We start from the raw sequence: 24473 nt of genomic DNA on the forward strand, positions 1-24473 counted from the left end.
CGACCCGCGCGCCCTCCCCGCCAAAGCCTGCGGGGCGCGCGCGGTCTTTTGCAGGCCCCGACAAGCTGTTACTGTTAGCGCCCTGAAAGCCCAAGCCGTATGGATCGTGATACGTCCCATCCTGTTAGCCATCAGCCTGGGCTTGAGCTCGAACGCCAGCGCCGCCATCAGCGAAAGCCATGGCTACGCCCAGTTTGGCGTCCTCAAGTACCCGGCCAGTTTCACCCATTTCGATTGGGTCAACCCCGAGGCGCCGAAAGCCGGCACCTTGCGGATGATGGCATTCGGCACTTTCGACACCCTCAATCCCTATACCCTCAAGGGCAGCAGCCCGGTCGCGACCGGCAATTTCCTGCAGTACGGTGTCAACGAGCTCAACGAACCGTTGATGGTCGGTACCGGCCCGTATGATCCGTCAGGCGACGAGGCCACCTCCAGCTATGGCTTGATTGCGCGCAGTGTCGAATACAGCGAGGATCGCAGCTGGGTGGTCTACAACCTGCGCCCCGAGGCACGCTTTCACGATGGTCACCCGATCACCGCCTATGACGTGGCGTTCTCCTGGCGCACATTGCTCAAGGACGGCCACCCGCAATACCGTACGGCATTGCAGGAAGTGCAGCGGGTCGACATTCTCAATCGCCATCGCATTCGCTTCGTGCTCAAGCGTGTCGGCAATCCGCTGCTGATCATGCGCCTTGGCGAGATGCCGGTCCTGCCGCAACACTACTGGAAGGACCGTGATTTTCGCCTCACCACCTTCGAGCCGCCCCTGGGCAGCGGGCCGTATCGCATCACGCAGGTGCAGCCGGGCCGTCAACTGGTGTTCGAGCGGGTCAAGGACTATTGGGGCAAGGACCTGCCGGTCAATCGCGGCAAATACAATTTCGACCGGGTCGAGGTCGAGTTCTATCGCGACAGCGAGGTGGCCTTCGAAGCCTTCAAGGCCGGTGAATTCGACATTTATATCGAACACCAGGCCAAGAACTGGGCCAATGGCTACAATTTTGCCGCTGTAAAAGACGGCCAGGTAATCAAGGCGGCGATCCCGCACCGGATTCCGACCCAGACCCAGGGGCTGTTCTTCAATACCCGTCGCGCGACTTTCAGCGACGACCGGGTGCGTGAAGCGCTGGGCCTGCTGTTCAATTTCGAATGGACCAACCGGGCGCTGTTCAGCGACGCCTACCAGCGCTCGGCCAGCTATTACCCCAACAGCGAATTTGCCGCCACGGGTGTGCCGAGCGGGCGGGAATGGCTGATGCTGGCGCCGTATCGTGAGCGCTTGCCGGCCAGCCTGTTTACCCAGCCTTTCGAGCTGCCGCGCACCGACGGCGGCGGCCTGCCCCGGGAAACCCTGCGCAAGGCCCTGAGCCTGCTGAACGAAGCCGGCTGGCAGTTTTCCGGGCAACGCCTGGTCAATGCCGAACAGCAACCGTTGCGTTTCGAGATTCTGCTGGTCAACCCCAACCTTGAGCGCATCCTGCAACCTTATGTGCAAGACTTGCGCCGCGTCGGCATCGAGGCCGGGCTGCGCACCGTGGACCGCGCCCAGTACAAGCAGCGCCTGGACCGGTTCGAGTTCGACATGATCCTCATGACCCTGCCGCAGACCCTGAGCCCGGGGCTGGAACAGTGGCAGTACTTTCATTCCAGCCAGGCCGCCGTCAATGGCAGCAAGAATTACGCCGGCATCAACAGCCCGGTGGTCGACGGCCTGCTCAACCAGCTGCTGGCCGCGCAAAGCCGTGAAGACCAGGTGGCGGCCGCCCGCGCCCTGGACCGGGTGCTGCTGGCCGGGCACTACATGATTCCCAACTGGTACCTCAATAGCCATCGTCTGGCCTGGCGTGATCGCTTCGCCAGGGTCACAACCCCGCCCTACACCCTGGGCCTGCGGGCATGGTGGCTCAAGCCTCTGGAGAACTCTCGATGAACCCGATGCGTTTGCTGCTCGCGCAGGCAGGCGGCCTGTTGCTGGCCACCCTGGCCTGCACGGCCCTGGCTGCGCCCCAGCATGCCGTGACGTTATACGACGAAGCGCCCAAGTACCCGGCCGACTTCAAGCACTTCGATTACGTGAACCCTGACGCCCCCAAGGGCGGCACTTTTCGCCAGGCCGGCCGGGGTGGCTTCGACAGCCTCAACAGCTTCATCAGCAAGGGCGTGCCGGCCGAAGACCTCGACCTGATCTACGACACCCTGGCGCGTTCAAGCCTGGATGAGCCACTGACCGAATACGGCCTGATCGCCAGCAAGATCGAAAAGGCCCCGGACAACACCTGGGTACGTTTCTACCTGCGTCCCGAAGCGCGCTTTCATGACGGCCACCCGGTGCGCGCCGAAGACGTCGAATTCACTTTCAATACCCTGATCAAGGACGGCGCGCCGATGTTTCGCGCCTACTATGCCGGGGTCGATCAGGTGATCGTCGAAGACCCGCTGCGGGTGTTGTTCAAGTTCAAGGACAACCACAGCCGCGAGCTGCCGTTGATCCTCGGCCAGTTGCCGGTGCTGCCCAAGCATTTCTGGGCCACCCGCGACTTCACCAAGAGCAGCCTGGAGGTGCCGCTGGGCAGCGGACCGTACAAGGTGGCCGAGGTCAAGCCGGGGCGCTCGATGCGCTACGAGCGGGTCAAGGACTACTGGGGCAAGGATCTGCCGATCAACCGCGGCCTGTATAACTTCGATGTCATGACCTATGACTATTACCGCGACAACACCGTGGCCCTGGAGGGTCTGAAAGCGGGGCAATTCGACTACTGGCAGGAAAACACCGCCAAGAGCTGGGCCACCGCCTACGACATTCCGGCCGTGCGCGAAGGGCGCCTGATCAAGGAAGAACTGCCCAACGGTAACCCGCAGGGCATGCAGGGCTTTGTCTTCAACCTGCGCAAGCCGGTGTTCCAGGACCCGAAAGTGCGCGAAGCACTGACCTTGCTGTTCGATTTCGAGTGGACCAACAAGCAACTGTTCAACGGCTCCTACACCCGCACCAAAAGCTATTTCGACAACTCGGAAATGGCCGCCACCGGCCTGCCGGGACCTGACGAACTCAAACTGCTCGAACCGCTGCGCGACAAGGTGCCGGCACGGGTTTTCACCGAGCCGTTCAGCCTCCCGGCCACCGATGGCAGCGGCATGATCCGCCCGCAATTGCGCCGTGCCTACCAACTGCTGCTGGAGGCCGGCTGGAGCATCCAGAATGATCGGATGAGCGATGCACAAGGCCAGCCGATGAAGCTGGAGTTCCTCATGGCGCAGCCTGAGTTCGAGCGCGTGCTGCTGCCTTACAAGCGCAACCTCAACGACCTGGGCATCGAACTGGTGATTCGCCGCGTGGACGTGGCCGAATACGTCAACCGCCTGCGCTCGCGCGATTTCGACATGATCGTCAGCAGCTTTCCGCAATCGTCATCGCCGGGTAACGAGCAGCGCGAATTTTTCCACTCAGCCAGCGCCGACCGCTCCGGCAGCCGCAACCTGATCGGCCTGAAGGACCCGGCCATCGACGCTCTGGTCGACGGCCTGATCCGGGCCGACTCGCGCCAGAACCTGGTGGCCTACACCCGCGCCCTCGACCGTACGCTGCTGTGGGGCTTCTACATGGTGCCCAACTGGCACATCAAGAGCTGGCGGATCGTTTATTGGGACCACTTGGCGCACCCCAAGGCCAAGGCGTTGTCGGATATCGGTCTGAGCAGCTGGTGGGCCAGGCCGGACGTCAAGCCGGCCCCTCCGGCCGCACCGCCCCCGTCGCCCGAAGGCGATGCCAAGCCTGAGGAACGCTGACATGCTGGCTTATATTTTTCGGCGCCTGTTGCTGATCATCCCCACGTTGCTGGGCATCCTGATCATCAACTTCGTCATCGTCCAGGCCGCGCCCGGTGGCCCGGTCGAGCAGATGATCGCCAAGCTCGAAGGCTTCGATGGTGCTACCAGCCGTATCGCCGGTGGCGGTTCGGAAGTGGGGGTGGCCGGCTCCAACTACCGCGGCGCACAAGGCCTGGACCCGGCCCTGGTCGAGGAAATCCAGCGCATGTACGGCTTTGACAAGCCGGCGCCGGAACGCCTGTGGATCATGATCAAGAATTACGCCCAACTGGATTTCGGCACCAGTTTCTTTCGCGATGCCAAGGTCACCGACCTGATCATGGAGAAGATGCCGGTCTCGATCTCGCTGGGGCTGTGGAGCACGCTGATCATGTACCTGGTGTCGATTCCGCTGGGCATCGCCAAGGCGACCCGGCACGGCAGCCAGTTCGACGTCTGGACCAGTTCGGCGATCATCGTCGGCTATGCCATTCCGGCGTTCCTGTTCGCCATCCTGCTGATCGTGGTATTCGCCGGCGGCAGCTACCTGGACTGGTTTCCGCTGCGTGGCCTGACCTCGAACAACTTCGACGAACTGAGCACCACCGGCAAGGTGCTGGATTACTTCTGGCACCTGGTGCTGCCGATCACCGCGCTGGTGATCGGCAACTTCGCGACCCTGACCCTGCTGACCAAGAACAGCTTTCTCGATGAGATCAGCAAGCAGTACGTGGTCACCGCCAGGGCCAAGGGCCTGAGCAATAACCGTGTGCTGTACGGCCATGTGTTTCGCAACGCCATGTTGCTGGTGATCGCCGGCTTCCCATCGGCGTTCATCGGCATCTTCTTTACCGGTTCGCTGCTGGTGGAGGTGATCTTCTCCCTCGACGGCCTGGGCCTGATGAGCTTCGAGTCGGCCATCAACCGCGACTACCCGGTGGTGTTCGGCACTCTGTTCATCTTCACCCTGCTGGGGCTGGTGGTGAAACTGATCGGCGACCTGACCTACACCCTGGTCGACCCGCGCATCGACTTCGAAAGCAGGGAGCATTGATATGCCGTTGTCCCCTCTCAATCGTCGCCGCTTCGAGCGTTTCAAGGCCAACAAGCGTGGCTGGTGGTCGTTGTGGCTGTTCATGGCGCTGTTCATTCTCAGCCTGGGCGCCGAACTGATCGCCAACGACAAGCCGCTGGCCGTGCGCTACGACGGGCAATGGTTCTTCCCGGTGCTGGAGCGCTACCCGGAAACCACCTTCGGCGGCGAATTCCCGCTGGAAGCCAACTACAAGAGCCCGTATATCCAGGACCTGCTGGCGGCCAAGGACGGCTGGACGCTGTGGGCGCCGATTCCGTTCAGCTACCAGAGCATCAACTACGACCTCAAGGTCCCGGCTCCCGCCCCGCCATCGCGCGAGAACCTGCTGGGCACCGACGATCAGGGCCGCGATGTGCTGGCACGGGTCATCTACGGCTTTCGCATCTCGGTGCTGTTCGCCCTGACCCTGACCCTGATCAGTTCGGTCATTGGCGTGATTGCCGGCGCCCTGCAAGGGTTCTATGGCGGCTGGGTCGACCTGGTCGGCCAGCGCTTCCTGGAGATCTGGTCGGGCTTGCCGGTGTTGTACCTGTTGATCATCCTGGCCAGCTTCGTACAACCCAACTTCTGGTGGCTGCTGGGCATCATGCTGCTGTTTTCGTGGATGAGCCTGGTGGATGTGGTGCGCGCCGAGTTCCTGCGCGGGCGCAACCTGGAATACGTGCGCGCCGCCAGGGCCCTGGGGATGCGCAATGGCGAGATCATGTTCCGGCACATCCTGCCCAACGCGATGATCTCGACCATGACCTTCATGCCGTTCATTCTCACCGGCGCCATCGGCACCCTGACCGCGCTGGACTTTCTCGGCTTCGGCCTGCCGGCCGGCTCGCCGTCGCTGGGCGAACTGGTCGCCCAGGGCAAGGCCAACCTGCAGGCCCCGTGGCTGGGGATCAGCGCCTTTGCCGTGCTGGCCCTGATGCTCAGCCTGCTGGTATTCATCGGTGAATCGGCCCGCGATGCCTTCGACCCAAGGAAATGACATGACCCAGGACAATCTGATCGAAATCCGCGATCTGGCGGTCGAGTTCGTCACGGGCGACACCCGCCAGCGGGCGGTCGAGGGCATCAGCTTCGATATTCGTCGTGGCGAAACCCTGGCGCTGGTCGGCGAAAGCGGCTCGGGCAAGTCAGTGACCGCGCACTCGATCCTGCGCCTGCTGCCCTACCCCATTGCCAGCCACCCGTCGGGCAGCATCCGCTATGCCGGCCAGGACCTGTTGAAGCTGGACGAAAAGCACTTGCGCCGCCTGCGCGGCAACCGCATCGCCATGATCTTTCAGGAACCGATGACCTCGCTCAATCCGCTGCACTCGGTGGAAAAACAGATCAACGAGGTGCTGGCGCTGCACAAGGGCCTGACCGGCAAGGCGGCCACTGAGCGCACCCTGGAGCTGCTGGCGCTGGTGGGCATCCCCGAGCCACGCAAACGCCTCAAGGCCCTGCCCCACGAGCTGTCAGGCGGTCAGCGTCAGCGGGTGATGATCGCCATGGCCCTGGCCAACGAGCCTGAACTGCTGATTGCCGACGAACCCACGACTGCGCTGGATGTGACAGTGCAGTTGAAAATCCTTGAATTGCTCAAGGAGCTGCAAGGCCGCCTGGGCATGGCGCTGCTGTTGATCAGCCATGATTTGAATGTTGTGCGGCAAATAGCCCATCGGGTATGTGTCATGCAGCGCGGTTCCATCGTCGAACAGGCATCGTGCGAAGAACTGTTTCGTGCTCCGCAGCATCCGTACACCCAGACGCTGCTCAATGCCGAACCCAGCGGCGGACCTGTAGACACCGTGCCTGGCAAGCCATTGATTGAGGTCGAGGACCTGCGGGTCTGGTTTCCGATCAAGAAGGGCCTGCTCAAGCGCACCGTCGATCACGTCAAGGCCGTCGACGGTGTGAGCTTCAGCCTGCCGCAGGGCCAGACACTGGGCATTGTCGGGGAAAGCGGATCGGGCAAGTCCACCCTGGGCCTGGCGATCTTGCGCCTGCTGTCCAGCGAGGGCGCCATCCGGTTCCAGGGCCAGCCCTTGCAAGGGTTGTCGCAGCAACAGGTTCGCCCGCTGCGCCGGCAGATGCAGGTGGTGTTCCAAGACCCGTTCGGCAGCCTGAGCCCGCGCATGTCGGTGGCTGAAATCGTCGGTGAAGGCCTGCGTATTCATGGCATGGGCACGGTGGCCGAGCAGGAACAGGCCATTATCGAGGCATTGACGGAGGTGGGGCTGGACCCGCAAACCCGCCACCGTTACCCTCACGAGTTTTCCGGTGGGCAACGGCAGCGTATCGCCATTGCCCGGGCCCTGGTGCTCAAGCCGGCGCTGATTCTGCTGGACGAGCCCACCTCGGCGCTCGACCGGACCGTGCAGCGCCAGGTGGTCGAGCTGCTACGCTCGCTGCAACTCAAGTACAACCTGACGTACCTGTTCATCAGCCATGACCTGGCTGTCGTCAAGGCGCTGAGCCACCAGTTGATGGTGGTCAAGCAAGGCAAAGTGGTCGAACAAGGTGCAGCCGAGGCTGTTTTCGCCGCACCGCAACATCCTTACACACAGCAGCTGCTGGAAGCCGCCTTCATGGCGCCAGTGGCTGTCGATTAACCTGAAGAGGAACAACACATGGGTTTTCTCGCCGGTAAGCGCGTCCTGATCGTCGGTGTCGCCAGTAAACTGTCCATCGCATCCGGCATCGCTGCCGCCATGCATCGTGAAGGTGCAGAGCTTGCTTTCACCTACCAGAACGACAAGCTCAAAGGCCGTGTCGAAGAGTTCGCCGCAGGCTGGGGCTCCAATCCCGAGCTGTGCTTCCCTTGCGACGTCGCCAGCGACGAAGAGATCGCCAAGGTCTTCGAAGCCTTGGGCAAGAAATGGGACGGCCTGGACATCATCGTCCACTCGGTCGGCTACGCGCCGGGCGATCAGCTCGATGGCGACTTCACCAACGCCACCACCCGTGACGGTTTCCGCATTGCCCACGACATCAGCGCCTACAGCTTCATCGCCCTGGCCAAGGCCGGCCGTGAAATGATGAAAGGCCGTAACGGCAGCCTGCTGACCCTGTCGTACCTGGGCGCCGAGCGCACCATGCCCAACTACAACGTGATGGGCATGGCCAAGGCCAGCCTGGAAGCCGGCGTGCGTTACCTGGCCGGCAGCCTGGGCGCCGAAGGCACCCGCGTCAACGCGGTATCGGCAGGCCCAATCCGCACCCTGGCGGCCTCGGGCATCAAGAACTTCCGCAAGATGCTGGCTGCCAACGAGGCACAGACCCCGTTGCGCCGCAACGTGACCATCGACGAAGTCGGCAATGCCGCCGCCTTCCTGTGCTCGGACCTGGCGTCGGGCATCAGCGGTGAAATCATGTACGTCGACGGCGGTTTCAACACCACCGCGATGGGCAATATCGAAGAGTAAGCGACGGCTTGCCCTGCAATAAAAAAGGCCGCCCTTCGGGGCGGCCTTTTTTATGCGGGCTTTGAGCTGCAAGCTACTCGCTGCAAGCGAATCGCATTGACCTGAATGGCCTGTTGAATCAACACGATCTGCTTACAGCTTGAGGCTTGAAACTGGCCGCTCACCGCGGCCTTCAGTACTTCTCGATCTTGGCCTTTTCTTCCAGCTCGGCGCGGTAGGCCGCGAAATCCTGCTGGCCGGCACGCGATGCCAGGAAGCGACGGTACTGGGCCTTCTCTGCGTCAGACGGTGCGGCGGCCTGGTTGACGCCTTTGAGGCGCACAATCACGTAGCTACCATCGGCAGCGGTCAAGCTGGCGTATTCGGGCTTGTCCTGACCTTCAGGCTTGGGCATGCGGAACAGGGTCTGCAGCACGGCAGGATCGACACCTTCCTGACCACGGGTAACCGCCTCCAGGACTTTCCACTCGATACCGTCCTGACGCTCGGCCAATGGAATCTTGCCGTCGCGCAGACCGCTCAGCAGGGCTTCACCCTTGGCCTTGGCGGCAGCACTGGCCTTTTCCTTGATCAACTGGGTACGGATCGATGCGCTCACGTCAGCCAGCGGCAGCTGTTGCGGCTGCAGGTGTTCCTTGGCGCGAACGACCAGTACGGTGTCCGGATCAAGCTCCAGCGCACTGCTATTGGCACCCTCTTCCAGCACTTCAGGGCTGAATGCGGCCTGGATCACGGCACGGTTGGCCGTCAGGCCTTCACCGCCCTCGCGACCGAACGGTGCAGTCGTCTGAACCTTCAGACCCAGATCCTGGGCCGGTTGCGCCAGATCGGACGATTCAAACGCCGAATCCTGCAACTGCTTGGTGGCCTCGACGAACTTCTGTTCGACCTGCTGGGATTTCAGATCGGCGGTAAGCTTGTCTTTCAGGCTGGCCAGGCTTGGCACCGATGGCGCCTCGACGCCCAGCAGCTTGATCAGGTGCCAGCCGTAGTCACTGCGCACCGGCTGCGAGACCTGGTCCTTGTTCAAGGCGTACAGCGCCTCTTCGAAGGCCGGGTCATAGACGCCCTTGCCGGCATAACCCAGGTCGCCACCCTTGCTCGACGAGCCCGGATCCTGCGAGAACTCCTTGGCCAGGGTGGCGAAATCTTCACCCTTGGCCAGGCGCTGCTGCACTTCCTCCAGCTTGGCCTTGGCCTGCTGGTCGTCGACCTTGCCACCCACTTCGATCAGGATGTGCGCGGCACGACGCTGCTCGCTCAGGTTGGCAATTTCTTTCTGATAGGCCGCCTGCAGGTCTTCGTCCTTGACCTGCACCTTGTCGAAGAACGACGATTTTTTCAGCTCGATGTAGTTCAGCACCACCTGCTCGGGGCTCATGAACTCCTTGGCGTGCTGGTCGTAGTGCGCCTTGACCTCATCCTCGCTGACCGAAACGGCTGCGGCATTGACCGGTACGGTCAGGATGGCAGAGTCGCGGGTCTGCTTTTCGAGCCGGGCAAAGGCCTCGACCTGGGCGTCGGTGACGAAGGCACTGCCTGCGATGCCGGCGCGCGCCTGGGCAATCAGCATTTCCTGGGTCAGCATCTGACGGAACTGCAAGCGGCTGTAACCGAGCTGACGGATGACCTGGTCGAAGCGATCGGCACTGAACTTGCCGTCGACCTGGAATTCAGGTGTCAGCAACAGTTGCTGGTCGACTGCGGCCTCGGAAAAGGCGAACTTGTCGTCTGCCGCTGCCTGCAGCAGCAGTTTGCGGTCGATCAGGCCCTTGAGGGCCGATTCGCGCAGCAGTTTTTCGTCAAGCAGCGCAGGATCGAAATCCCGACCCAACTGCTGAGCCAGTTGCTGGGTCAGTTGGCGGCGTTGCATATCGACGGCCTGGCCCAGTTCGGCCTGGGTCACCTCTTCGCCATTCACTTCGGCAGCGTTCTGCTTGCTGCTGGAGGAAGTGAACAACGCTTCGATGCCCGTAAGGGCCATCAGCGCAACGATGATGCCGATGATGGTCTTGGCAATCCAGCCTTGTGAATTGTCCCTGATGTTTTGCAGCATGCGTCCCCCAGAACGGTTGAACTCACGAACCAACCGCGGAGCGTGGGTAGAAAGCGGATAGAAGAAAGGCGCATCCGAGGATGCGCCTTCTCGTAAATCGCGAAGCATAGGGTCTCGAACCCTTCGCAAGCGGTCCGCGAACAATCGCGGACCCGCGCGCGCATCAACGCTTCAGGAAGCTCAGTTGACGGCTTCTTTCAGCGCCTTGCCAGCCTTGAACACCGGCTTCTTGGCCGCCGGGATTTCCAGCGTGTTACCTGTTTGCGGGTTGCGGCCTACACGAGCAGGACGATCGGTGACGGAGAACGTACCAAAGCCAACCAATACAACAGAGTCGCCAGCCTTCAGAGCGCCAGTGACGGATTCGATCACAGCATCCAGCGCACGGCCAGCAGCAGCTTTCGGGATATCAGCAGATGCAGCGATAGCATCAATCAGTTCCGACTTGTTCACGCTAAGTCCCCTTATCTCTATATGGAGTATGTTTCTAAGTTTTTGGTTTAAGCAAAACGTGCGCTGAGTGGCCTGCATGCATCCGCTTGAAGGAGCCGCTTTATATCAAGCGCTCCAAAAAGCTGTCAAGAAAGGCCACCCAGACTTAATGCGTGCTAATTCTTTCCTTAGAGTCAGACTCGCGCTTCTCGTCCTTTGCCACTCTCTCGGGAGCCACATCCGGCAAGGGCTCAGGCGCGTATTGCAGCGCAATTTGCAGGACTTCGTCAATCCATTTAACAGGCTTGATCTGCAGGTCCTGCTTGATGTTGTCAGGAATTTCCTTCAAATCGCGTACGTTTTCTTCAGGAATGATTACGGTCTTGATTCCGCCCCGATGTGCGGCCAGCAATTTTTCCTTGAGGCCACCAATGGCCAGTACCTGCCCCCGCAAGGTGATCTCACCGGTCATCGCCACATCGGCACGCACCGGAATCTGGGTCAGCGCTGACACTAGGGCCGTGCACATGCCGACACCTGCACTCGGGCCGTCCTTGGGCGTGGCGCCTTCGGGCATGTGAATATGCACATCGTGCTTTTCATGGAAGTCCGAGGCAATCCCCAGGCTCTTGGCACGGCTGCGTACCACGGTCTGCGCGGCGGTGATCGACTCCACCATCACATCGCCCAGCGAACCGGTCTTGATCAACTGGCCCTTGCCCGGCACGACAACCGACTCGATGGTCAGCAACTCGCCGCCCACCTGGGTCCAGGCCAGGCCTGTCACCTGGCCGATCTGATCCTGCTGCTCGGCCAGGCCGTAGCGGAACTTGCGTACGCCCAGGTAGTGCTCAAGGCTCTCGGCCGTGACACGAATGGCAAACTTCTTCTCCTGGGTGTGCTCCTTGACCACCTTGCGGCAGACCTTGGCGATCTGACGCTCCAGGCCACGGACACCGGCTTCGCGGGTGTAATAGCGGATGATGTCGCGAATGGCCTTGTCTTCGAACTCAAGCTCGACCTTCTTCAGGCCGTTGGCCTGGATCTGCTTGGGCGACAGGTACTTGACGGCGATGTTGATCTTCTCGTCTTCGGTGTAGCCCGGCAGACGGATGACTTCCATGCGGTCCAGCAGAGCCGGCGGGATGTTCATCGAGTTGGAGGTGCACAGGAACATCACGTCCGACAGGTCGTAATCGACCTCCAGGTAGTGATCGTTGAAGTTGTGGTTCTGCTCCGGATCAAGCACCTCAAGCAATGCCGAGGCCGGATCGCCACGCATGTCGCTGCCCATCTTGTCGATTTCATCGAGCAGGAACAGCGGGTTGCGCACCCCTACCTTGGTCATTTTCTGTATCAATCTTCCTGGCATCGAACCGATGTAGGTGCGGCGATGACCACGGATTTCCGCTTCGTCGCGTACGCCGCCCAAGGCCATGCGCACGAATTTGCGGTTGGTCGCACTGGCGATGGACTCGGCCAGCGAGGTCTTGCCGACGCCCGGTGGGCCGACCAGGCACAGCACAGGGCCACGGATCTTCTTGACCCGCTTCTGCACGGCGAGGTACTCGAGAATGCGTTCCTTGACCTCTTCCAGGCCATAGTGGTCGGCGTCGAGGATTTCTTCGGCACGCGCCAGGTCCAGGCGCACCTTGCTCTGGGCCTTCCACGGCACCTGCACCAGCCAGTCGATATAGGAGCGCACCACGGTGGCCTCTGCCGACATCGGCGACATCTGCTTGAGCTTGTTCAGCTCGGCCGTGGCCTTGGTCATGGCGTCCTTGGGCAGGCCAGCAGCATCGATGCGCTTTTTCAGCTCTTCGATTTCGTTGTGGCCTTCGTCGCCGTCGCCCAGCTCTTTCTGAATGGCCTTCATCTGCTCATTCAGGTAGTACTCGCGCTGGCTGCGCTCCATCTGCTTCTTGACCCGGCCACGGATGCGCTTCTCGACCTGCAGCAGGTCGATTTCGGCATCCAGCAGGGCCAGCACGTGCTCGACACGGGCAGACAGGTCGATGATTTCGAGGATTTCCTGCTTCTGCTCGATCTTCAGCGCCATGTGCGCGGCCATGGTGTCGACCAGGCGGCCCGGCTCTTCAATGCTGTTGAGCGACGACAGGACTTCGGCAGGGACTTTCTTGCCCAATTGCACGTATTGCTCGAACTGGGCCAGCAGGCTGCGCACGAACACTTCGGACTCACGGTCAGGCGCATCGACTTCGTCGATCAGCGCGACTTCGGCCCGGCAGTGGCCGTCAACTTCGATGAAACGCTCGACATAGCCGCGCTGCTCACCTTCGACCAGCACTTTTACGGTGCCGTCGGGCAGTTTTAGCAGTTGCAGCACGGTGGCAATGGTGCCGACGCCATACAGGGCTTCTTCGCCGGGATCGTCGTCAGCCGGATTTCTTTGCGCGAGCAACAGGATCTGCTTGTCACCCGTCATCGCCGCCTCAAGGGCTTCGATAGACTTCTCGCGCCCCACGAACAGCGGGATAACCATGTGCGGATAAACCACAACGTCACGCAATGGCAAAAGAGGCAATTCGATGGTGGTTTTCATGATTTCGCCTCTACAGCGGCCAATTGGCCGTGGACAGATGGAATGAGCTTGGGACCAAGATGGGGGCAGTACCGGAAAAAAACAAGCCTTAGTGTCTTGGTACGGTAATAGTTGTGATCTGCCTTCCCATTCCTTGCACGGCTTGCCAGGCAGCGGGCTGTACCACCGCCCTGACACGCCCCTCGTTCAGGCTGTATCAGGCGAGCGAAAACGCAAAAGGGGACCCGAAGGCCCCCTTTTTTCAACGCTCACGCAGCCAGCAAGACGGTGTTACGCGTCAGGAACAGCCTTGGCCGTGGGCTCGTTGTTTTCATAGATCAACAGCGGCTTGGAGGTTCCTTCAATGACGCTTTCGTCGATCACCACTTTACTCACGTCGTTTTGCGACGGGATTTCGTACATGGTGTCGAGCAGCACGCCTTCGAGGATCGAACGCAGGCCACGGGCGCCGGTCTTGCGTTCCAGCGCGCGGCGGGCCACGGCCTTGAGCGCATCGGAACGGAATTCCAGGTCAACCCCTTCCATCTCGAACAACTTGCCGTACTGCTTGGTCAGCGCGTTCTTCGGCTCGGTCAGGATCTGCATCAATGCCGCTTCGTCCAGCTCGTCCAGGGTCGCCAGGACCGGCAGACGCCCGACGAACTCGGGAATCAGGCCGAACTTGACCAGGTCGTCCGGCTCGACTTCGCGCAGCGATTCGCCGACCTTCTTGCCCTCTTCCTTGCTGCGCACTTCGGCGTTGAAGCCGATGCCGCCGCGGGTCGAGCGGTTCTGGATGACTTTTTCCAGACCCGAGAAGGCGCCGCCACAAATGAACAGGATGTTACGCGTATCCACCTGCAGGAATTCCTGCTGCGGATGCTTGCGACCGCCTTGAGGCGGCACGGAAGCCACGGTGCCTTCGATCAGCTTCAGCAGGGCCTGCTGGACGCCTTCGCCGGACACGTCACGGGTAATGGACGGGTTGTCGGATTTGCGCGAGATCTTGTCGATCTCATCGATATAAACAATGCCCATCTGGGCCTTCTCTACGTCGTAATCACATTTCTGCAACAGCTTCTGAATAATGTTTTCCACGTCCTCGCCCACGTAACCGGCTTCGGTCAGTGTGGTGGCGTCGGCAATGGTGAACGGTACGTTGAGCAGGCGCGCCAGGGTTTCGGCGAGCAAGGTCTTGCCCGAGCCGGTAGGCCCGATCAGCAGGATGTTGCTCTTGCCCAGTTCAACGTCGTCATTTTTCTTGTCGCGTTGGTTCAGACGCTTGTAGTGGTTGTACACCGCTACTGCGAGAACCTTTTTGGCACGCTCCTGACCGATGACGTACTGGTCAAGGATGCCGCTGATTTCTTTAGGCGAAGGCAATTTATGCGCGCTGCTTTCAGCCTGTGCTTCCTGCACCTCCTCGCGGATGATGTCGTTGCACAGGTCGACGCACTCGTCGCAGATAAAGACCGAGGGGCCGGCAATCAATTTACGCACTTCATGCTGGCTTTTGCCACAGAAGGAGCAATAGAGCAATTTGCCGTTGTCCTCGCCGTTGCGGGTGTCAGTCATTCGATCGATCCAATCCGTTAGGCTTGCAACACAAGATGAAGGCTATCGAGGGCTTTTTCAAGTCCACAGGCGGTCAGTTGCACGGACCGCCTATAGCCCGGTTGCTCAGGCAGGCATTTCGCGCTTGGTGATGACCGAGTCGATCAGACCGTATTCGGCAGCGCGATCCGCACTCATGAAGTTGTCGCGCTCGGTGTCACGCTCAATGGTAGCGAGGTCTTGACCGGTGTGTTCGGCCAGCAACGAATTGAGACGATGACGGATGTGCAGGATTTCGCGGGCATGGATGTCGATATCCGTGGCCTGCCCCTGGAAACCGCCCAGCGGCTGATGAATCATCATACGCGAGTTCGGCAGGCAGTGACGCTTGCCCTTGGCGCCGCCCGCGAGCAGGAAGGCGCCCATGCTGCAGGCCTGGCCGATGCAGATGGTGGAAACGTCCGGCTTGATGAACTGCATGGTGTCGTAGATCGACATGCCAGCCGTGACCGAACCACCCGGCGAGTTGATGTAGAGATGGATATCCTTGTCCGGGTTTTCCGCTTCCAGGAACAGGAGCTGCGCAGCGATCAGGTTGGCCATGTAGTCTTCTACCGGGCCGACCAGAAAGATGACGCGTTCCTTGAGGAGGCGCGAATAGATGTCATACGCGCGTTCGCCACGGGCGGACTGCTCGATAACCATCGGGACCAGGCCGCCAGCGGCCTGGATGTCAGGGTTCTGCTGAAAATAAGAATTGCGGGACATGTCCTGCATTCACTCCCAAATAGTCGAGTCTTCAATACGCACAAACCAGCGCGAAGGCTGGCTTGTGTGTGTTATCGAACGAAAGGAGAAAGTCAGTCGGCTTGTGGAGCTTGTACCGGCTTGACTGCTTCTTCGTAGGAGACCGAGGTGTCGGTCACGCTAGCTTTCTGCAAAACAGTATCCACAACTTGTTCTTCCAGCACAACAGAACGGACTTCGTTCAGTTGCTGCTCGTTCTTCAGGTACCAGGCCACGACCTGCTCAGGCTCCTGGTAGGCCGAGGCCATTTCCTGGATCATTTCACGAACGCGGGCTTCGTCAGGCTTGAGGTCGAACTGCTTGACCACTTCAGCCACGATCAGGCCCAGCTCGACGCGGCGCTTGGCCTGCTCTTCGAACAGCTCGGCCGGCAGTTGGTCAGGCTTGATGTTGCCGCCGAACTGCTGAACAGCCTGCACGCGCAGACGGTTGACTTCGTTTTCCAGCAGCGCTTTTGGCACTTCGATCGGGTTGGCCGCCAGCAGACCGTCCATGACCTGGTTCTTGATCTTGGATTTGATGGCCTGACGCAGTTCACGGTCCATGTTCTTGCGAACTTCGGTACGGAAACCTTCGATGCCGGTTTCCTTGATGCCGAACAGCTTGAAGAACTCTTCGTTCAGTTCAGGCAGCTTTGGCTCGGAAACGGTGTTGACGGTCACGGTGAACTCGGCGGCCTTACCGGCCAGCTCCAGGTTCTGGTAGTCCTCGGGGAAGGTCACGTTCAGCACGCGCTCTTCACCGGCCTTGGCACCAACCAGGCCGTCTTCGAAGCCCGGGATCATGCGGCCGGAGCCCAGAACCAGCTGGGTACCGGTGGCCGAACCACCAGCGAAGACTTCACCGTCGACCTTGCCGACGAAATCGATGTTCACCTGGTCGTCAGTCTGCGCGGCACGGTCGGTTTCTTCGAAACGCACGTTCTGCTTGCGCAGCACTTCCAGCATGTTGTCCAGATCGCTGTCGGCCACGTCAGCCGACAGGCGCTCTACATTGATCGACTCGAAGCCCGAAACGGTGAACTCGGGGAACACTTCGAACGTGGCGACGTATTCCAGGTCCTTGCCCTTTTCGAACGATTTAGGCTCGACCGAAGGCGCGCCAGCGGGGTTCAGCTTCTGCTCGACCACGGCTTCGTAGAAGGTGGCCTGGATCAGTTCGCCCAGCGCTTCCTGACGAGCGCCATCTTCGTAGCGCTGACGGATCACGCTCATTGGCACCTTGCCTGGACGGAAGCCCGGGATCTTGGCCTTGCGTGCAGTCTGTTGCAGACGCTTGCTGACTTCGGTCTCGATACGCTCGGCAGGCACGCCAATGGTCATGCGGCGCTCAAGAGCAGAAGTGTTTTCAACAGAAACTTGCATGGATATTCCTCGTTGCACAGACGGTAGCCGGCGTTTCCGACCCTAGAATCAAGGGCATGCATTCTAGTGGGTCAAACTCAAGAAGTCACCCTGCTTAAAAAGCTCAAGTAAAGAGGATGTGGCCCTGCTGCCGACAAAAGGCCGAAGCCTGACTGCAAACCCCTCAAAAAGCCCTCTGGCACGCGCCCGGACAGCAGGTAGCCATGCGCCAACCCGCCCGCTCGTGGTGCCTGGGCCACTCATACCGTTCGACGGATAGCATCGGTTGCAAAGCCGAGAGGGCGTGCCCTCTACACCCGGAAACACAAAATCTGCGCAAAAAAAAGCGCCAGGTCATGGACCTGGCGCTTTTTTGAATATGGGGTGGACGATGGGGATCGAACCCACGACAACAGGAGTCACAATCCTGTGCTCTACCAACTGAGCTACGCCCACCATATCGCATGGAGAAACTCACCCATCGGGAGCCTTCCAGCAGCGTTGCAGAAGCCTTGTGAAGCCTTGTGAAGCCTTGTAACGACCTGAAACCTGCCTTGCCGCAAAGGAAAAGCACCCAGTGCATTTCCTAAGCCGCTGATATTAAAGGGCCAAATTCTTCAGCGCAAGAGAAATGTAATGTTCAACGCGCTAAAAGATCCTGTCGAGCACTTGCACCCGACCCAAGCCAATGCCAGGACGACCTGATGGCATAACCTTCCGCCTACCATTCTTCTGTGGCACAGGCGTCATGAATCGACACCACTCCAGCCGAAGCACTCCGCCAAACAGGCCACCGAAAGACCGGCAACAGAGCCCTGTTCCGGGCTTAGCGCGACCGACCCACGTCCGACCTGATACCGTACCATTCCAAACCGGCATGGATAGATCAAAGCATGAGCGCGTGGAAACCCTTGGCAGTCGCTGTCATCGCCTTGTTCGGCACACCCGTAATGGCAGCCGAAAACAACAACCCGTTTCAAGCCGCACTGATGCTCACCACGGTAGTGCCGGCTGTCATCGTCTCGGGAGCGACGGCCGCCACATCCAGCATTCCCGATCTGTTCAAGTCCGCCAAGGGCGACGCCCTGGCATTCATCGGTTCTGATGGCGAGATTCGTGGCGCCCAGCTTGAGCAAGCCTCTCGACACTACCGCCTGACCTACGGCGCGCCATTACTGTCTGACATGCAATTGGCTCAAGCCATCGCCACCTCTTTCTGACCGCGGCGGGCCTTTTGTATGCCTCTACCCCAGCCGCCGCATGGAGAGCGTCATCTGCGCCATCAGATCCCTTTGCTCTTTCAGCGAAAGCACGACCTGAGCAATCGAGCGACTGGTGGCCAGGTCAGACAGTGGGATCTTCGCCACATACAACTCGATCTCGCCCGAATGAGGATTGATGAGCTTCACTGACAAACTGTCATTGGCCACACTGGCGCACTGGCACTTACTGGGCAGAAAGGCGGTTTCAAGCACGCGTTGCAACTCGATTTTCGAATACATGAGACTTCCTTGCCAGAATGTGATCTGGCCAACTATAGACGAAGGCAACGGTGGTTCGTATGAATATTGACCGCCGCAACGCCACATAATTCAGAATGCCGCTCAGGCCCGCGCCGCCTGCCCATCTCATTTTTCCAGCAGAAAAGCCGGATCGGTCAGAAAACCGAAACTGCTATTATCGGGACATTCCAGAACAGGAGCCCCCTAATGAAACCATGGATTGGATTGGCACTTGGCATAGCGCTGAGCGGGTGCGGAACCGTTCGTACAGTGTCGAATGAATCGAAAGCCGTGGACGACCTGGCCAAGTGGCAGACCGACTGCCATCAGATCCCCCGGATTTACAGCGGCGTCGCGTATCAGTTCTGCAATCTGAATGGCCCTGCGCGATCAGGACCTCACTGGACAGCATTCTCTATCCTGCTAGACATGGCGGCGTCAGGCGTTGCCGACACAGCCCTCCTTCCTTACACCGGTTATCAGCAATACAAGCGCGGCAGCGTGCCCATTCGAAGACTTGAGTACTGACAAGGCCTGGTCGGCACAGCAGGATACGCCAGGACTCTCAGCCAACATACCTGACAGAACGTACTGAATAATGGACTGAGAAAGTGTGGCTGGTGCCGAAAGATCACGAAACCCGGCGCAATAAAAAGCCCGCACAAGGCGGGCTTTTCAAGGGTTTGCGCAAGCCGGCGAAGGCCTGCGAAACCTGGGTTGGTGCGGAAGGAGAGACTCGAACTCTCACGTCTTGCGACGCTGGAACCTAAATCATGCTGGTACTGTTAAATACTTTTTAATTCAGTAGGTTACGGCGCCCGCACCTGTCATAACCGTTCGGTTTTAACGATTCATGTCACACCGTGCCGCCGTGTGTGACACATTATTGCTACAGCACCCTTCCCCGGCGTCCTGCCGAAACAAATCCCCTCCTTTATATAGCTTCCCGATTCACCGGCTGAGTGAGCCATAAGCCCTCTCGCAAGCCAGCCCAGCTATTCTTGCCCGGTCATAAGCCTTTGCCAGCTCTCCCGCTCTCTTGTCAGCCCGGCTGAGCAGGTCTGATAACACCAGGGCGGCGCGTCTGGCTGCCTCGCCTCGTTCGGTAGCTCCGGTATATTCGGAGGTGCAACTGGCTCGGCTGGCCAGGTCCTGGGCTGCGACGTGCAGCCGGTCACCAGCAGCATCAGCCCGACCGCCTCCCTCCCAAGTCACAGTAAGCGCAACCACTGGTCACTCTGTAATCAGACTGAAATCATCAAGCAGTAAGAAGGATGCATGGAAGTGGCCCTGAACCATGGTTTTTCGCCGGTCACACCTAGGTCGTTTCACTAACGCACCCGACCTGGGTGCACCAGGAACCTATGGAGCCTCATATGCTTACCGAATACATGATCATCCGTCCCGATGGTACTGAGGAAACGCACGCCGTCGACCTGCCGCAGAATCCCGCACCGGCAGACCTGAACGCAGTGATCATACCGTTCATCGGTACCAGCCAAAGCTATGAACGAGCGGCTGTGCTGTTCGAGGGCAAACGCGCCGACATGTTCGTGAGCGAAGTCAGCCAGTTCCTGCCGCCTAACCCCAGCGCCACGGCCATCTATCGCAACAACACGCTGACAGCACATCCGGAAACAAGCCCCGAATCATTGCCCTATGTAGGCGGGACTGTAGTGCTGTTCAAGCGGCGGGTATGTTCCTGATCAGCCTTAAATGCCGATCTGCAAAGCCGGATGCAAGAATCCGGCTTAGTGGGTCAGGTTGCACTTTTGCAGTGCAGCGGGGCCGACCCTTTGTTCTCGCTCAATCAGCTACTCAGGCGTAGCCAAGCTGCTGGCGAACTCGGCCAGGAGCAAGATGAATTGCTGTCTCTTTCAGGTCCTGGAACTCGGCGCCGTCGACCGACTGAGGCGAAAGCTGGAAAGCCTCATCTTTATTGCTTGGATTGCCATCCAGATCCCAGGAAACAAATTCCTCTTCGCCGGCTTCAAAATGCACATACCCCTCAAGGGCGTGCGTGCTGGAAAGGTTAAGCCCCGACACGAAGGCTTGCTCACCAGACGTCAAACGGAATTGCAAAGCTTCGATTTTGATTGTTGCCACTGGCCAACTCCTTTTCTTGGATCCAATCCGATCCTTGGCGCAACATTATGGCAACCCGACATTACGCCATGCAACCAAATGGTCCGAAGTGGTGCATACCGTCTATCAGTATTCATTATCGCAGCCCCTGATACGCCTGCTCGCACGTCACTCCCCTTGCTCTGCCTTCATCAGCATATCCCGCCAGATTTTCCGCTCTTTCATCAGCGCGCTTGAGCACGTCGGCAAGCACCATGACGGCGCGGGTTGCTGCTGCGCTTGTAGCGGCAGTGCAGGAATGGCTGCTGCCTTGACGCTTGGCGGCAAGGTCGTCTGCGGCCCGGCGCACGCTGTCATCAGCGCGAGCATCGGCAAGATCAGTGCGAGCCTGGTCAATGAGTTTCTGGCCATCTTGAATCGCCTTATTGATGGAGTGCTGCCTGGTTTGTTCTTTCTCTCGCTCGGCGGCCTGGGCCAGCGCCCAAGCCTGCTGGTCACCGGCGTCCCTGGCATTCCATCGGATCTGCCAGTCTGCCGCCTCGACTGAACGGCCGTGGTCATAGGCCAGATAAAGCGCGCCGAATGCCAGGCCGATGGCCAGCAGCACGCCGGCCGCTGCCAGCCAGAGCCGGCCGGCGCCGGCAGTGGCCGGGGCGATCACGCCAGCTCCTCCATCGCCTGCATATAAAAGGCATCCCAAGTGTTGCGGTGCGGCTTGCCCGGGCGCCAGGTGCGGATATACAGAGCCCAGGCCTGGTGGACCTCACCCACTGCCGGCAGCGGCGCCGGATCGGTCCAGAGCAATAGGCGGGCAAATACAGCAGCCAGCACGTCATCGTGCTCGAGCGCGGCGTGCACTGCCTCGGCGCTCGGTGCAACGCCGCGTGCCTGGCAGACGGAAATGGCCAGAGCCTTGGTGGTCGAGTACAGCAGCACGCCACGGACACCGCCGCCCTTCTCGAACTGCCAGAACCCGCGAGCTGGGCCATTACCCATCTGCCGGCGGTGTTCGAAACGGCTTTCCTGCAGGCCGATGCTCAGCAGCATCTGCTCAGCACGGCTACCAGACATTTTCGCAGGCAGCAGTGCGAGCGCCTGGGCAATTGCCGAGGCGCGGATTTGTTTCAGCATGAGTTTCTCCAGGCGAAAAAAGCCCGCTCAGTAGCGGGTTTCGGTAATGCGTACTTCTATCTATCAGGCGGCGATGAGGTCGGAGTAAACGCCAGACAGGTAGTTAATGTTGTCCTGAATTTGCTGATCCGTTAGCGGCCCTGACCAGACCGCCAACAGTTTCACCGTCAGGTTTCCAGCCCAGCTTGAGGCGCTGAGATAGCCCGGCCCGATGAGCATGGTTCGGCCAGCGGCTGATGCTGCCAGGCGCGCCTGAGCCGTCGAAACACCGGTGGTCAGCACGCCCTGGTCCTGCACGAATACCTTGGTAGATCCGTCCTGGTTCACGCGCACTGCAAACTCGGCGTGCCTTGATGCGCTCATGCCAGAAGGAAGCGCCATAGGCTTTGGAACCAGCGTATTGCCAGTGGCATTCAGGAATGTGCCGAAAGACGGAACGCTGGTACCGACGTTGCCGAACAGCGCAATCGATTCGCCCTGCACGGCCGCGCCGTTCATGTAGTTGTTATAGAGAAGCTGGCCGTCGTTGTAGCTGGCGGCCAACAGGGGCAGGCACAGCGCGATGACGGTGTATTCATCGTCCTGAGCAAGCCTGGTGTCAAAATACCCGAGCTTCGACACCACCACGCCATCGTCGCTGGTGGGCAAAGTTCCGTGCGCAACCAGGGGAAGCGACGGGTTTGCATGATTCACCAGATTCATTTCGCTGCGAGAGCCGAAGGTGTACAGGCCGACCAGGCCGGCAGCATCTGGAAAGGCCGGAGCAACGAAGTCGCGCAGCTTCGGGTATGCAGAGCCCGGCAGGGTGACGCCGGAAAGCTTGAGAACAGTGGTCATGTAGGCCCCTTATTTGAGGAACTTGGAAGAGAGTCGAGACGCCAGCGCATAGGCGCCGTTGTCGTTCAGGTGAAGGTCATCGACCCACATGCCCAATGCATTCATCTTCGCGTATGAGGCCCACTCTTCGTTCATGTTGTAGAACTCGTGGCCGCTGGCGATGCAGAAGGTGTACAGGGCGTTTCGGTAATCGGTCAGCGGTCGAATCGCAACACCGTTCGAGTCGGCCGGCGCAATGAAGATGAAGGCCGCGTCGGGTGAGGCAATGCGATACTGGCTAACGAGCTCGACAAGGGCGGCGATGTATTTCTCGACGGTCGAAGAGGTGCGCCGGTAGTCGTTCGTACTCAGGATCACAACCACTACGTCCGGAGCGAAGTCGACGGCGATCGGGCTGATATTGCTGGTGAAGCGTGCAAGCTGCTCACCGTCCAGGCCGGCATTACCAGCCTTGAGCAATTCAATGCCGACCGCTGCCGGTGTTGAGGCGCGAAAACCGCAGATGACCACCGTGCCGGCGTTGCCAGTAGTGTCGAGTTCAAGACTATGCACTGCATCAGCCAGCCCTGTGATGCTGACCTTGCCCAGTCCACCCGACGTGTCGGCCACTACCGCAGTCCATGCGCCGCCATCTACACGCCAGCGAAAGGTGCCGCCGTGTTTTCGATAATAGATGTCGAAGTTCGTAGCCTTTGCGCTGCCGATGGCCAGTGTGGCTGTCGTGGTGGTGGCGGTGATGTACATGCCATCCACACCGGTGCCGTAAGCCGGAACCGCACCGGTCGAGGCGTCATAGAGCGTCCAGCCGGTCTTGGCAAGCGTGAGGCCGTTGAGCATGTAGGTGCCGTTGACGCTGATCCAGCCCTCCCCGGCTTTGCCAAGATCGCCATACAGCAATGTGGCGAGCTGCTGGGGAATAGCGACATACTCAGTCCAGCTGTCGCCGGTCAGCAGTAGTCGAACCTGACCGGTTACAGCCTTCTTGATCTTCGCCACCTTGGAGCGCCAGGAATACAGGGAGCGACCGTCAGTGCTTGCTGGTCGTTGCGATGCACTTGGCTGATTGAGCGGCGCAAATCCTCGGTCAAGCCCTAAGGTGGCGATCAGGCTTGGGCTCAGGCCGAGCGCGGCAAGAAGCCCGTCTTCCAGCCAGATCGGCACGTTTCTGTTCTCATCCGTGAAAACAGGCACCAACTTGCTTGCGGTGGGCACGCTTTCCGTGCCGGCAATATAAGCCACGTCTTTTGAAAGCCCAGGACCGAAACCAAGCGCTTCCAGTGCGCCATCCGCCAACCATACCGGCACTTTTTCATCCTCATCGACTGCAATTGGAACGAACCGCGGAAGCACTTCAACCTGCGGCACTGCCGATGTCAGAGCGCTTGTAGACGCCGGCTGATCCTCGAACCGGAGCCACTCACTGGTGGCCAGGCTCCAGTAGTACCAGCCGTTTTTCGTAGAGTCGGGATCATCATCAACAACCGCCACTACGGCGTCTCGCACCTGAGGATCGGCGATCATTGCCGCATAAGTTGGGTAGCGCTTGTTGTTGAGGTCGTCGCCTAGATCGGCGGCTGTCTGGAGCATTTCCGCATTGGCAGCATCGCGAGTTGAGTTGACGGAGGATTTTGCAGCAGTAACGATCGGATCAACTTCCGCAACGGCAGTGGCAATCAGCGTATTCAGCTTCACGATAGAGTAACGGCTAACCCCAAACCGGTCGGTAAACGAAAGCGCCGGGCCATTCATTGCAATATCAAGATTGTGCGCGTTATCGGACAGGTCTTTTGGGCTTGAGGAGCCCAGTGGGTTTCCGGTGTTGTAGGCCATGTGTGAACTCCAGGCACAGGGAATCGCACGGCAAACTGGCC

Annotated in this window: 21 protein-coding genes, 1 tRNA gene and 1 pseudogene; 9 read left to right on the forward strand and 14 right to left on the reverse strand. The window is 59.8% G+C overall.

Features of this window, described 5'->3' with window-relative positions; translation table 11 throughout:
- The first annotated feature begins 106 nt into the window (after positions 1–106).
- Genes DGA31_RS12560 through fabI form a run of 6 tightly spaced genes read left to right on the forward strand, consistent with a single transcriptional unit; the run spans position 107 to position 8313 of the window.
- On the forward strand, positions 107–1936 hold the full coding sequence (locus tag DGA31_RS12560; protein ID WP_109512761.1) for an extracellular solute-binding protein: 1830 nt from the start codon (positions 107–109) through the stop codon (positions 1934–1936).
- Complete coding sequence (locus DGA31_RS12565; protein WP_056840379.1) at positions 1933–3792, forward strand: extracellular solute-binding protein; 1860 nt, start codon at positions 1933–1935, stop codon at positions 3790–3792. Before DGA31_RS12560 ends, DGA31_RS12565 begins: the two co-directional genes overlap by 4 nt.
- A gap of 1 nt (position 3793) precedes the next feature.
- Positions 3794–4867, forward strand: coding sequence for a microcin C ABC transporter permease YejB (locus tag DGA31_RS12570; protein WP_109512762.1), 1074 nt, complete (start codon positions 3794–3796; stop codon positions 4865–4867).
- Position 4868: 1 nt separating this feature from the next.
- Positions 4869–5888 carry an ABC transporter permease gene (locus DGA31_RS12575; protein WP_056840381.1) on the forward strand — a complete coding sequence of 340 codons (1020 nt, stop codon included), beginning with the start codon at positions 4869–4871 and terminating at the stop codon, positions 5886–5888.
- Position 5889: 1 nt separating this feature from the next.
- Positions 5890–7500, forward strand: a complete 1611-nt coding sequence (locus DGA31_RS12580) for an ABC transporter ATP-binding protein (protein WP_056840382.1) — start codon at positions 5890–5892, stop codon at positions 7498–7500.
- 18 nt (positions 7501–7518) lie between these two features.
- Positions 7519–8313, forward strand: coding sequence for an enoyl-ACP reductase FabI (gene fabI / locus DGA31_RS12585; protein WP_056840383.1), 795 nt, complete (start codon positions 7519–7521; stop codon positions 8311–8313).
- Positions 8314–8485: 172 nt separating this feature from the next.
- Here the strand turns inward: fabI and DGA31_RS12590 are convergent, their stop codons facing one another.
- The 7 genes from DGA31_RS12590 to DGA31_RS12620 all read right to left on the reverse strand — a co-directional run bounded on the left by DGA31_RS12590 (position 8486) and on the right by DGA31_RS12620 (position 17503).
- Complete coding sequence (locus tag DGA31_RS12590) at positions 8486–10369, reverse strand: SurA N-terminal domain-containing protein (RefSeq protein WP_109512763.1); 1884 nt, start codon at positions 10367–10369, stop codon at positions 8486–8488.
- 180 nt (positions 10370–10549) lie between these two features.
- The gene (locus tag DGA31_RS12595) at positions 10550–10822 is read right to left on the reverse strand and encodes an HU family DNA-binding protein (protein WP_056840806.1); all 273 of its coding nucleotides are present in this window, start codon (positions 10820–10822) and stop codon (positions 10550–10552) included.
- A 145-nt stretch (positions 10823–10967) separates the two neighbouring features.
- Entirely contained in the window at positions 10968–13364 is a 2397-nt protein-coding gene (gene lon, locus DGA31_RS12600) for an endopeptidase La (RefSeq protein WP_056840385.1), read from the reverse strand.
- Between the two features lie 270 nt (positions 13365–13634).
- On the reverse strand, positions 13635–14918 hold the full coding sequence (gene clpX / locus DGA31_RS12605; RefSeq protein ID WP_109512764.1) for an ATP-dependent Clp protease ATP-binding subunit ClpX: 1284 nt from the start codon (positions 14916–14918) through the stop codon (positions 13635–13637).
- A 105-nt stretch (positions 14919–15023) separates the two neighbouring features.
- Positions 15024–15665 carry an ATP-dependent Clp endopeptidase proteolytic subunit ClpP gene (gene clpP, locus DGA31_RS12610; RefSeq protein ID WP_056840807.1) on the reverse strand — a complete coding sequence of 214 codons (642 nt, stop codon included), beginning with the start codon at positions 15663–15665 and terminating at the stop codon, positions 15024–15026.
- 92 nt (positions 15666–15757) lie between these two features.
- Positions 15758–17068 (reverse strand): trigger factor, encoded by a 1311-nt coding sequence (gene tig / locus DGA31_RS12615; protein WP_056840387.1) that lies wholly within the window; start codon positions 17066–17068, stop codon positions 15758–15760.
- Between the two features lie 359 nt (positions 17069–17427).
- Positions 17428–17503 (reverse strand) — tRNA-His (locus DGA31_RS12620).
- A 437-nt stretch (positions 17504–17940) separates the two neighbouring features.
- Here DGA31_RS12620 and DGA31_RS12625 point away from each other — a divergent pair.
- On the forward strand, positions 17941–18267 hold the full coding sequence (locus DGA31_RS12625; protein WP_109512765.1) for a DUF2388 domain-containing protein: 327 nt from the start codon (positions 17941–17943) through the stop codon (positions 18265–18267).
- Positions 18268–18291: 24 nt separating this feature from the next.
- Here the strand turns inward: DGA31_RS12625 and DGA31_RS12630 are convergent, their stop codons facing one another.
- Positions 18292–18549 (reverse strand): DUF1652 domain-containing protein, encoded by a 258-nt coding sequence (locus DGA31_RS12630; RefSeq protein ID WP_109512766.1) that lies wholly within the window; start codon positions 18547–18549, stop codon positions 18292–18294.
- 207 nt (positions 18550–18756) lie between these two features.
- Between DGA31_RS12630 and DGA31_RS12635 the strand changes: the two genes are divergently transcribed.
- Positions 18757–19077 (forward strand): YceK/YidQ family lipoprotein, encoded by a 321-nt coding sequence (locus DGA31_RS12635; RefSeq protein WP_109512767.1) that lies wholly within the window; start codon positions 18757–18759, stop codon positions 19075–19077.
- 423 nt (positions 19078–19500) lie between these two features.
- Here the strand turns inward: DGA31_RS12635 and DGA31_RS12640 are convergent.
- Positions 19501–19740: pseudogene (locus DGA31_RS12640) on the reverse strand (DUF2514 family protein); the annotation flags it as partial.
- A 185-nt stretch (positions 19741–19925) separates the two neighbouring features.
- On the opposite strand from DGA31_RS12640, the gene DGA31_RS12645 reads away from it, so the two are divergent.
- A complete protein-coding gene (locus tag DGA31_RS12645) occupies positions 19926–20255 on the forward strand; it encodes a hypothetical protein (protein ID WP_109512769.1) in 330 nt (109 codons plus the stop codon).
- Between the two features lie 112 nt (positions 20256–20367).
- Here the strand turns inward: DGA31_RS12645 and DGA31_RS12650 are convergent, their stop codons facing one another.
- The 5 genes from DGA31_RS12650 to DGA31_RS12670 all read right to left on the reverse strand — a co-directional run bounded on the left by DGA31_RS12650 (position 20368) and on the right by DGA31_RS12670 (position 24432).
- A complete protein-coding gene (locus DGA31_RS12650; RefSeq protein WP_109512770.1) occupies positions 20368–20655 on the reverse strand; it encodes a hypothetical protein in 288 nt (95 codons plus the stop codon).
- A 115-nt stretch (positions 20656–20770) separates the two neighbouring features.
- The gene (locus DGA31_RS12655; RefSeq protein WP_338322863.1) at positions 20771–21295 is read right to left on the reverse strand and encodes a DUF2514 family protein; all 525 of its coding nucleotides are present in this window, start codon (positions 21293–21295) and stop codon (positions 20771–20773) included.
- Positions 21292–21765, reverse strand: coding sequence for a hypothetical protein (locus DGA31_RS12660; protein WP_109512771.1), 474 nt, complete (start codon positions 21763–21765; stop codon positions 21292–21294). Before DGA31_RS12660 ends, DGA31_RS12655 begins: the two co-directional genes overlap by 4 nt.
- 63 nt (positions 21766–21828) lie before the next feature.
- The gene (locus DGA31_RS12665; RefSeq protein ID WP_109512772.1) at positions 21829–22602 is read right to left on the reverse strand and encodes a hypothetical protein; all 774 of its coding nucleotides are present in this window, start codon (positions 22600–22602) and stop codon (positions 21829–21831) included.
- A gap of 9 nt (positions 22603–22611) precedes the next feature.
- A complete protein-coding gene (locus tag DGA31_RS12670) occupies positions 22612–24432 on the reverse strand; it encodes an SGNH/GDSL hydrolase family protein (protein WP_109512773.1) in 1821 nt (606 codons plus the stop codon).
- Between the last annotated feature and the right edge of the window lie 41 nt (positions 24433–24473).

Origin of the sequence: Pseudomonas ovata (assembly GCF_003131185.1) — a bacterium.
Taxonomy (GTDB): domain Bacteria; phylum Pseudomonadota; class Gammaproteobacteria; order Pseudomonadales; family Pseudomonadaceae; genus Aquipseudomonas; species Aquipseudomonas ovata.